This is a genomic window from Flavimarina sp. Hel_I_48, assembly GCF_000733945.1.
Taxonomy (GTDB): domain Bacteria; phylum Bacteroidota; class Bacteroidia; order Flavobacteriales; family Flavobacteriaceae; genus Leeuwenhoekiella.
This window is the reverse complement of sequence record NZ_JPOL01000002.1, coordinates 79,943-91,392: the sequence shown is the minus strand read 5'-3', so window position 1 is coordinate 91,392 and position 11,450 is coordinate 79,943. Positions and strand designations below refer to the sequence as shown.

Annotated in this window: 5 protein-coding genes; all 5 read right to left on the bottom strand. The window is 38.7% G+C overall.

From position 1 onward, the window contains the following. Positions 1-142: 142 nt before the first annotated feature. Positions 143-907 carry a head GIN domain-containing protein gene (locus P162_RS00720; protein ID WP_031425237.1) on the bottom strand — a complete coding sequence of 255 codons (765 nt, stop codon included), beginning with the start codon at positions 905-907 and terminating at the stop codon, positions 143-145. 10 nt (positions 908-917) lie between these two features. After that, on the bottom strand, positions 918-3,338 hold the full coding sequence (locus P162_RS00715) for an ABC transporter permease (protein WP_031425235.1): 2,421 nt from the start codon (positions 3,336-3,338) through the stop codon (positions 918-920). A 54-nt stretch (positions 3,339-3,392) separates the two neighbouring features. Continuing rightward, positions 3,393-5,792 (bottom strand): ABC transporter permease, encoded by a 2,400-nt coding sequence (locus P162_RS00710; protein WP_031425234.1) that lies wholly within the window; start codon positions 5,790-5,792, stop codon positions 3,393-3,395. A gap of 352 nt (positions 5,793-6,144) precedes the next feature. After that, the gene (locus P162_RS00705; protein ID WP_031425232.1) at positions 6,145-8,514 is read right to left on the bottom strand and encodes an FtsX-like permease family protein; all 2,370 of its coding nucleotides are present in this window, start codon (positions 8,512-8,514) and stop codon (positions 6,145-6,147) included. A gap of 282 nt (positions 8,515-8,796) precedes the next feature. Beyond that, positions 8,797-11,268 (bottom strand): ABC transporter permease, encoded by a 2,472-nt coding sequence (locus P162_RS00700; protein ID WP_031425231.1) that lies wholly within the window; start codon positions 11,266-11,268, stop codon positions 8,797-8,799. Positions 11,269-11,450 lie beyond the last annotated feature (182 nt).

Below are 11,450 nucleotides of genomic sequence, written 5' to 3'. Positions count from 1 at the left end.
TTAGGTATTTATTGACTAAATATTGGCTTTTTTAGTGCATTTTTGAGCTATTATTGAACATTTAGTGGCAACTGATATCTATTCTTAAGTTAAATTTTTTATAGGATTTCCATTCGCCGTGCTGTAAATGAAGTAAATAGTTTTAATCCATTTTCTGCAAGACGATATCTCCTATCTTAAGTCCATTTTTGATCTCAGGATTCCCTTTGTATTGAATGGAAACATCTCCAAAAGCAGAAACTTTAAGTTCTTCAGAAGCATGTACCATTAGCTGATTGCTACCATACGCCGCGATTTTTGTCTCCTTTGAAACTAAAGCCAGTGTGTTCACTTTGCTATCCCCATAAGAACGATAGCGTTGAAATTCTACAGCGCCATCGTTGACTTCTAGATAGCTTTCCCCATACAGTGCCACTTTCAATTTTTCGGCGGTCAGACTTTTAAAAATCACCTTTGGCGAACCGTAAAGGTCCAGGTCAAAATCTTTTGCGTTTAAGGGATCTTTAAAATCAATGTGCTCTTCACCGCGAATTTCAACAGATTTTAGGTATTTATACTGTATGGTAATGCTTACCTGAGTTCCCTTATAGACGTCCTCTTTTCGCTTATTGCCATTTATGATCACACCTTCCTGCTTTCCAACAACTTTGGCATCTTCGAGATAAATATGCAGTTGGTCACCGCTACTTTCAATATTGATCTTTTCTTTTGGCACTTTTGAGTTATTGATCAGCACGGCTTCTTCCGCGGCTTGTTCAAAAACCACTTCTATATATGGGCTAATGACAACCTTTTGAAAAGGATCAAGCGTGATGGTCTTGTATTGTGCATTGCCGTTAGTAAAGCTAAAAAAGCTTAGTAACAGGGTGACAAATAATCTATTACATGTAAATATTGAAGTATTCATAAGGTGTATTTTATTCGGTTCTTAAACTTTTAACGGGATTGGCTATTGCGGCTTTTATGGCTTGGAAGCTTACGGTCAATAGGGTTATTATAAGCGCTCCCAAACCTGAAATGGCAAAAAACCACCATTCCATTTCAATTCTATAGGGAAAATCCTGAAGCCATTTTTGCATTAGGAAATAAGCCAGGGGAGTGGCAATTGCAAATGCGATTCCCACAAGTTTTATAAAGTCTGTAGTCAACATTCTAATGACATTGTTCACGCTAGCGCCAAGTACTTTGCGAATACCTATTTCTTTTTTCTTTTGTTCGGCTATAAAGGATACAAGCGCGAATAAACCCAAACAACTGATGAAGATGGCCAGCGAAGTAAATACCACCGAAATTTGCCCCAGGCGCTTTTCTTCGGCATATAATTTTTCTACTTCTTTATCTATAAAATGAAAAACAAAGGGCGCATTGGGATTGATGGATTTCCAGGACCTTTCAAGGTTATTTAAAAGTGTTTCGTAATCGTCTGTTTCAGCTTTGATGATCACATAATCCGGTGCTGTCTCGTTGTAAAGAAGCAGGGGCTCTATTTTATCTTTTAAGGACATAAAATTGTAGTTTTCGGTCACACCTACGATCTCATACTCGTCAATTTCCCCATTGTAGTTATTGACGAGAATAGAACCAATGGCCTTATCTAACGGAATTTTGAAGGCGTCTAGCGTAGCTTTATTGACTAAGATCTGGTTGTCGTCTGTATCGCTGAGGTTTCTGCCAGCGAGTAGTTTTGTACCCACTGTTTCCAGATATTTTGAGCTCACACCATTGTAATGAACCAGGGTCCTGTCAGTCAGATTTGCTCCGGGAAGTATCAAACCCATATCACCAAAAATAAATTGCGAAGGATAATAATTGGTACCCGCAACCTCCTTGATTCCGTTGACGCTTTTGAAATTCGTTTGTATACTGGTGAATTTTTCTGAAAGCTCCTGCGTTCCCAATTTTATGGCCAGTAGATTTTCTTTATTGTAACCCATATCCATTTTCTGGGCATGTTTTACTTGTTGCGTAATGATGATCACCCCAGAAATTAAACTGATGGAAACCACAAACTGAAACACGACCAAAGCTTTACGCAAATGGCCGCTTCCCATCTTAAGGCTTACCGAAGCTTTTAAAACTTTCACCGGTTTTATGGATGACAGTATGAGCGCGGGGTAAATCCCAGCTATCAGGCCTGTCAAAAGTCCCAGTACTAAAAGCCCAACCAGAATTCGCCAATCAAGAATTTGAGCATATTCAATTGTGCTTTGTGTCAATGTGTTAAAGAGGGGTAACGTAACGAGGGTTAGTGGAATACTTATTAGGGAGGCGATAAAAGAAAGTAGTATTGATTCCCCTAAAAATTGACTGATTAAATCGCCTTTTTCTGCGCCAATTGCCTTGCGCACCCCTATCTCTTTCGCTCTTTTGTTTGCCCTTGCCGTGCTTAAGTTTACAAAATTGATACAGGCGACCAACTGAATAAAAAGCGCCAAAATGAGTAATATATAGAGATAATTTATATCAGAAACTGAATCTATTTGGTGTTGAATTCCCTTGGAATATAAATGAATATCCGTGATTTTTTGAAATTTTAGGTTTTTGTGAAAACCGACTTCTGCAAAGTCCTTTACACCATGTCGTTGTAAAAATTGAGGTACTTTGGCTTCCAGGTTCTCAATAGAGGCGCCAGGTTTTACTTTTAAGTAGCTTATTGCAAAATTTTCCGTGGCAAAATTCTGCACATTTTGCACGTGTTGTCCCAAACCGCCAGAATTCATGGTCAGGATATAATTGGGTTTTAAATGGGTTTTGCTGAAATCTTCCTTAAAAACACCTTTTATATGTAGGGTCTGTTCTTGCTCACCACTTCCCAGGATCAAGGTTTTGCCAAGTGCTTTTTCAGTACCAAAAAGTTTAGCTGCAAGTGCCTGTGAGAGCACGATGGAATTGGGCTGTGTCAAAGAACCATTTGCCTTACCTTCCACAAATGGAAAATTAAATAAATTGAAAAAGGTAGAATCCGCAAGATATCCACGGGTCTCATAAAACGCTTCATCAGTTTCTGGATTTCGCAATAATCCATCGTTGCCCGAACCAAAATAGACCACACGGCACGCTTTCTCTACTTCTGGAAAATCCTCTTTTAAAGCAAAAGCAATGGGTGGTGAAACCCCGGCAGAAAGCACCCCATCATCATGCTCTGGAATAGAGGTGTTGACCCTGTAAATCAAGTTAGAATCTGTAAAATCTTCATCGTAGCCAAACTGGGCTACCACATAGGTTAATATACTTAAACAACATACCGTGCCAACGGTCAAACCCAAAAGATTTATAAGCGTTTGCAGCTTGTTTTTCTGAAAATTCCGCCAGGCAATTTTGAAGTGGTTTTTGATCATTTTGATTGTTTTTTGATTGAAATAGGCCAATTTATAGCAAGTTTTAGCCAATTTTTATTCGGTTCTTAGACTTTTTACCGGGTTTGCGAGTGCGGCTTTAATGGCCTGGAAGCTTACGGTGATAATGGCTAACAACATTACGCCCAAACCTGCACTCACAAAAATTGTAGCTGAGATATCTGTTTTATATAAGAATTTTTCAGTCCAATTGCTCATAAAATAATAAGCGATAGGTGTTGCGATTAAAAAGGATAGCGAAACCAAAAAAATAAAATCTTTTGATAATAATATCCACAAGTTTCCGACAGTGGCTCCAAGCACTTTACGAACACCAATTTCTTTTGTGCGCTGTTCCGCCACGAAGGAAGCCAATCCGAAAAGACCGAGGAAACTTATGAATATGGCCAATATTGTAAATATGTTGGCAAGGCTCGCTATACGCTCTTCGGCTGCGAAGTTATGTGCGTATTCTTCGTCTACAAAATCATAGCTAAAAGGGAGATTAGGAAAATTATTTTTAAACACTTTTTCAATCGTTTCTAAGTTTCTCTTTATACTTTGCTCTGGATTAAGTTTCAAAAAATAAAAACCACCGCTACCTTGACCAAATTGATACATTTGCGGTGAAACTGCCTCATAGGCAGATTCGTTTATTACATCTGAACTAACACCCACAATTTGCATTGAGAATTCACTAGCACTTGCGTCACTTGCGCTAATATACTTACCTATAGGGTTTTCAATACCCATATATTTCACAGCTGTTTCGTTTAAAATAACAGCATTTGAATCTGTAGCAAACTCTCGGGAAAAAAATCGACCTTGTACTATTTTCATTCCTACTGCGTCCATATAATCGTATGATACCGCCATTTGAGCTAAATTTTCTTTGAAATCTTTAGGCTTTCCTTCCCATTCGTATCCCGACTGGTAGTTCCAAATATTTGTAATAGGACTGGTTCCCCAGCCCATTTTAATTACGGCGTCAGTATTTAAAAACTGATCATGCATTAATTCATACTTATTTGTAAAATCCTGACTACTTGTAGGAATTTGGATCAATTGAGAACTATCAAAACCCATCTTTCTTTGTTTACCATAATCAATTTGTTTCATTACGATAAGCGTTCCGATAATTAAAGCAATGGATACTGTAAATTGAGTGACTACAAGAATCCTTCTTGACATCACTGCAAGGTTGCCCATTTTAAATGTCCCTTTCAATACTTTAATAGGCTTAAAAGATGATAAATATAATGCTGGATAACTGCCTGATAACATTGCGGTAAGAAAAATAAAATTTAATGAAATAATCCAAAATTTTGGATTGGCATATGGAAAATTAACCTCTTTGGATGCAATTGAATTGAATGCGGGAAGAGAAATTGATACAATACCAATAGCAATGATAAATGCTAATAAAACAACTAGGAATGACTCGCTTAAAAACTGGTGGATAAGTTGTTTTCTTGTTGAGCCGATAGATTTCCTAATGCCCACTTCGAGCGCACGTTTTTCCGATCTTGCCGTACTAAGGTTCATAAAATTAATACTAGCAAGAATTAAAACAAACAATCCAATGATGCCAAACAGCCAAACATTTTCAATGCGCCCACCAACTTGTACGCCGGCTTCAAAATTGGAATTCAAATACCAATCTTTCATCGGGAAAACAAACAATTTCGAATTAAACATATCCCCGCCGGGACGGTTATCTTTTTTCACGTTCTCAATTCGTGTATTTACAGCAGTCAAATTGGAGTTTTTTGACAGTTTTACGTAAATAAAAAATGGATTATAAGCCCAATTAGAATTTTGATTTTCAAGCCATCCCCAATGAGACGACATCCAATGATTAAAGGGCATTATAAAATCCATATCACTGAAGCTGTTGTTAGTAGGGATATCCTTATAAACTCCCGTTACAATCATGGTAAATTCATTGTTTGAAACAATAGCTTCTCCCAATGGGGATTTATTTCCAAAAAGTGTTTTAGCCGTTGTTTGAGATAAAAGAATAGAGTTTTTCTCCTTTAGACCATTTAAACTGCCCTCAAGCATTTTCAATTCCAACAAGTTTGGGGCATCACTTTGCATAAAACGCCCATTGCTGGATATAACTTTATCTTTTACTGTGAGATAACGAGTATCGATTCTTGATGACATTACCACATAATCAAACACATCTTTAAAATTCTCGCGCAGTTGAAATTCCAATGCTAAAGGAAGTCCTTCACTTGTTTCAATATCATCATTGATTGTTTGCTTTTGCATTATCTGAGCAATCTGTTTTTTGCTTTCAAAATGATTGTTATATTCAAATTCATCCGCAATCCACAACCCAATAATAATAGTCACTGCAAGGCCAAGCGCTAACCCGAAGATGTTTATAAATGAATAAACTTTGTTTTTAATCAAATTCCGCCAGGCGATTTTTAGGTAGTTTTTCAACATTTAGTGTAGTTCTTAAGAAATATGTCAAATTTTATAATTCGACTTTATGCTGAATTATGTTTAACAAATGGATTTTAAAAGATATAAACAGCTATAAGCAGTTAAGAGATAATAATGCCAAGTATTTAAATAACTGATAAATAATGATTTATGATTTTATTTAATTATTACAGTGTTCGGTTTTAATACAGTTGATGCTCGATTTTGATACAGATTTTATTCAATTTAATGCTGCTTTTTGATCAATTTTGACCCTTTTAGACCAATAATTCACGTTTTTTATAGACAACCAATAAGGAGGCCCACAATAGATCGTACTTGATAGTAATTCCCTTTATGGGGGTTTAGGGATTTATTCTGTTTTTAGACTTTTTACGGGATTTGCGAGCGCAGCTTTAAAAGCCTGGAAGCTTACGGTGAGCAGGGCAATCCCTAGCGTAATCCCGCCGGCAAGTGCAAAAATCCACCAACTCATTGGCGTTCGGTACTCAAAATTCTGTAACCAGAGCTGCATAAAATACCATGCGAGCGGGATGGCGATCACTGCGGAAAGTATTACCAAAATGAGAAAATCACGCGATAGCAGTTTAATTACCTGAAAAACCGAAGCGCCGAGCACTTTCCGGATGCCTATTTCCTTTTTTTTGAGTTGGGCGGCATAAGTGATCAAACCGAACAGTCCCAGACAGGAGACAAAAATGGCAATGACCGCAAAAATGTAGAACAGTTTTCCTGTACGTTGATCTTCGCGGTACATATTTTCATAAGAAGCATCCAGAAATGAATAATCCAGGGGGAATTCAGGCGTATATTCGTTCCATATTTCTTCTACAGCAGCAATGGTAGCGGCTGTGTTATCACCAGATGTTTTAAGATACACGCGGTAGGTTTCAGGCTCGTAATACATCACTGCCGGGCCAATAGTGTTTTTGAGTGATTGAAAATTGTAATCTTGTACTACACCTACAATGGTTCCCTCGCGTTCAAAAAGTTTAAAGTTCTTCCCAATAGGATCTGTAATACCGCTAAGTTTTACAGCAGTTTCATTCAGAATAAAATGGGTAGAGTCTGTGCTGATCCCTTTAAAATTTTCACCTGCCGTTAGGTTCATTTTTAAAAGTGGAATAAAATTTTCATCAATTGCCATGGGGGTAACAATAAGGCCGTTTTTAAGCATGCTCGAGTCCCAGGAAACATCACCGGTGGTATTTCCATTGTTGATGATTGAGTTTGAGGCAAATGAGACGCCGCTAACTCCAGGAAGATTTTCAAGCCTATTTTTTACTGTTGCCGCATGTTCATTCATTTCATCGCTCATCCAGAAATTAAGAACCTGGCTACGGTCATAACCTGGATTTTTAGAAGTTAAAAATTCGAGTTGGCGTGAGATCACAAGGGTTCCTATTATCAATACAACAGAAAATACAAATTGTATGGTTACAAGGATTTTCCTGAATGTTCCCTTGCTTAAACCAACTGCCCCACCTTTTATTGCGAGCAATGGTTTGAACGAACTAAGCATCACCGCCGGATAAATGGAAGAAACCACTAGAACTACTATAAATACCGCTAGAATCAAAAGTAACACTTGACCCTGAAAAAAATCTATCACGAGTTGTTTACCTGAAATTTCCCTAAATACCGGCACCAATAAATAAACAAGTCCAGCGGCCAGAAGGGTAGCAGCGCTAAAAAAGAGTGCTGATTCTACAATAAACTGTGCAAATAGGCTTTTTTTATCTGCACCAATAATTTTACGGATGCTTACTTCTTTTGCCCGTTGAAATGCTCTGGCAGTGGATAAGTTGACATAATTAATGCAGGCAATGGCTAATATCAAAAACAGGACTATGCCAAAAATCTTCACAGTATTGATACCCTGAGGCTCACCTCCGGCACTATATAGATTCATATCGCTTATAGGTTGTAAATAATAAGCTTCGTCAGACTTAAACAATTCGGCATTAGGATCATTTTTCTGCTGAATAGCGGTCATTTTCTGACTTACTTTTGAAACATCTGCCGCATTTTTTAATTCTAAATAGGTAACGAACTTGAAGTTGCCCCAATCAGAATCCATAGACTTCCAATAAGGGTTATTAGCATACTCTTCTTTTAAAACTTCTAACGAAAAAAACATTTCGTAAGCCACGCTGGAGTTCTCTGGAACATCTTCAACCACGCCCATAACCGTAAAAAGGTCCTGATGATCTGCTACAATGGTTTTTCCTACAGCTTCAACGGTTCCAAAAAGTTTCTGAGCTGTAGAAGCGGTGAGCACCACCGCTTTTTTATCAGTCAGAAATTGCTGTGGAACCCCGGCCAGGACCTTCCGCTGAAACACATCGAAGAATTCAATATCCACATAAGCCCCATTGATCTCAAAATCATTTTTACCTACACTGTACAGTCTATAATCCCAATTTTCCTTAACCCGTACCGCATGTTTTACCTCTGGGATATCTGATTTTGCATAGGCTGCGACCGGTCCCGTAGAAGATCCCCATGTTTCCCTCCCATCGCCACTTTGAATATTGCTTGATACACGAAAGAGCTTATCGCTGTTGCCCTTAAAAGAATTGTAGCTCAGTTCAGACTGCATCCAGATAATAATGAATAGTGCAATCGTAAGCCCAATCGTAAGCCCAGAAAGGCTAATTAAGTTGTAGAATTTATCCTTTTTTAAATTCCGCCAGGCAATTTTAAAATGACTTTTGAGCATTGTGGTTGTTTTATATGTTGAACGCTATAGATAAGAAGGTATAATAATGCCAAATAGTTAATTATCTAATAAAGAGAAAGTTAATAATTTTTAAATAGCAATAAGTGTTCGGTTTTAATACAGTTGATGCTCGATTTTGATACAGATTTTATTCAATTTAATGCTGCTTTTTGATCAATTTTGACCCTTTTAGACCAATATTTCATGTTTTTAGACAAGACGGATAAGGAGGCCTACAATAGATCGTAATTGTAGAAATTCCCCCTTTGGGGTTAGGGGGATTTACTCCGTTTTTAGACTTTTTACGGGATTTGCGAGCGCAGCTTTAATGGCCTGGAAGCTTACGGTGAGCAGGGCAATAAAAAGAGTTGCCAATCCTGCGACTATAAACACCCACCAGGAGATGTTAATACGATACGCAAAATCCTGCAGCCAGTTGTGCATAAAATACCAGGCAATGGGCGAGGCGATCAACAGGGCGATAACTACGGCTTTTACAAATTCTGCTGAAAGGAGTTTTACAATATTTGTAACGCTGGAACCCAAAATCTTGCGGATGCCTATTTCCTTACTGCGCTGCTGCGCGCTAAAAGCAACCAAACCGAACAGACCCAGACAGGCAACGAAAATGGAAAGCGAAGTAAAAACCCCGAAAAGTCCAGCTGTTTTTTGGTCAGATGCGTAGGCTGAATTCAAGGCTTCATCGAGAAAGGAATATTCAAAAGGAACATCGGGGAGATAATCCTGCCACTTTTGTCGTATGCTGCTGATGGTCTGTTCCGGGTTTCCGGCGGCCAACTTGAGCGTGATATAGGAAATGCCGGTTTCATAGCTTTTTGAAGTCTGCGAGAATAGGGCAAAAGGCGCGATGGAACTGTGCAGCGATTCAATATTATAATCTTCCAGTACGCCTATAACTTTAAATTTCTGGTATTCGCCGCCCGGATATTCAATATACTGGCCCAGTGCATTTTTCCATCCTATTTGTTTCGCAGCGGTTTCGTTTAAAATCACAGAAAGAGAATCATTAAATTCTGGATCAAATGCGCGTCCTTCTGTCAATTTTAATCCCAGAGTTTCTATAAAATGATCGTCGACTAAATAAGAATTCAGGGCAATATCTTTAGCCACAGATTCTTCCGGATTACTATTCTGCGGAACATAAAAGTCACCAAAGGAGGATTTCGTGAGCATGTCGCTAGAAATGGTAGCGCTTTTTATTTGGGGCATCGCGGCCAGTTCCTGCCTAAAGGTTTCTTCACTTACCCCCAGTTTACCGGCATTGTTCAGAATAAGCACATTTTCCCTGTCATAACCCAAATCATGATTGCTCGTAAATTGTATCTGCTGGTAAACCACCAGGGTGCAAATGATGAGGGCAATGGCGATTACAAATTGAAAAACCACCAGTTCATTGCGTATAAATCTGCTTTTAAGAATCTTTGAGCTGCCGCCTTTAAGCACTTTTACAGGGGAAAATGAAGTAAGATAGAAAGCTGGATAAACACCGGCTAAAAGTGCAGTGATCACACTTAAAGCCACTATCAAAATCAGCATATTGAGGCTAAAAACCGCTGCTATGGGAATGTTTTTCCCTGCAAGTTCATTAAAAAACGGAAGCAACAACGCAGCCAAAAAGACAGCCACCAGCGTAGCGATAAAAGTATAAAGAACAGCTTCGGAAAGAAATTGCCGGATGAGCTGTGAGCGTTTGGAACCCAGCACTTTTCTAATCCCAATCTCTTTACTGCGTTTTACCGATTGTGCCGTGGCCAGATTCATAAAATTAACGCAGGCAAGCACGATAATAAAAACGGCGATAATACCAAAAATGTACAGGTTTTTAATGTCGCCCTGATCTGTTATGGATGAGATGATCTCACCGGAATGCAAATGAACATCCAGCAGCGGCTGAAGTTTTAAATCCCATTTGTTGCCTTTTTTAAGAAATTCATCCAGCGGCTGGCCGATACGGTCAAAAGCGGGCGCTGCCTGTACCCGCAACATTTCAGGAAATTTGGCTTCCAGATTGGTGACCAGGTTAGGGTTTTGCGCGGCAGTTTTGCTCACTTTTACATAGGTAGCGACATTAAGCCAAACCCAACTCCAGTCAAAGTAGGTCACATCAGCATAATTTTTTATGGGAGTAAGCATATCAAAAGTGACCGAAGCGGGAACGTTGTTCATATCGGCCAAAACTCCGGTAACGCGCAGCGGTGTTTTATCGGTTCCGTAAATTAGGGTTTTCCCCATAGGATCTGCATCGCCGAAATATTTTTTGGCAATAGCCGGGGTAATAACCACACTGTTTTTTTCCAGCAGGCAGGTTTTAGGATTGCCCTTCGCGAGCGGATAGGTCAAAACTTCCAGAAAATTGGCATCTACAGCATAGATATCTGTTTCATTAAAGAACTTTTTTTCAGTCCCGTTTTGATATTCCAGAACATCTGTTCCCGGCCGGTAAATACGCGTATAGCTTATAATCTCCGGAAAATTTTCAACCAGTGTTTTTCCAGCCGGTGGCGGAGTGTAGCCGGCATAAAAACTATTGTCGCCCATCTTGCTGTCAATATTGACCCGGTAAACCGATTGGGCATCGTCAAAAAACTGGTCATACTTCAATTCCTCCTGAATATAAAGCGCAACCAGAATCACACAAGTAAGACCCGCGGCCAGTCCCAGGATATTAATCAGGCTGTTGGCTTTATATTTAGCGATGTTTCTCCAGGCTATTTTCAGGTGATTTTTGAGCATTTTAGACCGATTTTGAAGGTTTTACAGCAATTTTTAATTTTATTTCTTATCTGATACTTTCTTAAGTTCTACTGAAAATAAAGAGATAATAATGCCAAATCTATAAAGTATTGAAATTCAATATTTTAAAATCCTAATTTATTCCATAGGTGATCGGTTTTAGTACAGTTGATGCTCGATTT

Coding starts and splice junctions, on each gene's coding strand:
- P162_RS00720 (WP_031425237.1), bottom strand. CDS start 907: ATGAATACTTCAATATTTACATGTAATAGATTATTTGTCACCCTGTTA.
- P162_RS00715 (WP_031425235.1), bottom strand. CDS start 3,338: ATGATCAAAAACCACTTCAAAATTGCCTGGCGGAATTTTCAGAAAAAC.
- P162_RS00710 (WP_031425234.1), bottom strand. CDS start 5,792: ATGTTGAAAAACTACCTAAAAATCGCCTGGCGGAATTTGATTAAAAAC.
- P162_RS00705 (WP_031425232.1), bottom strand. CDS start 8,514: ATGCTCAAAAGTCATTTTAAAATTGCCTGGCGGAATTTAAAAAAGGAT.
- P162_RS00700 (WP_031425231.1), bottom strand. CDS start 11,268: ATGCTCAAAAATCACCTGAAAATAGCCTGGAGAAACATCGCTAAATAT.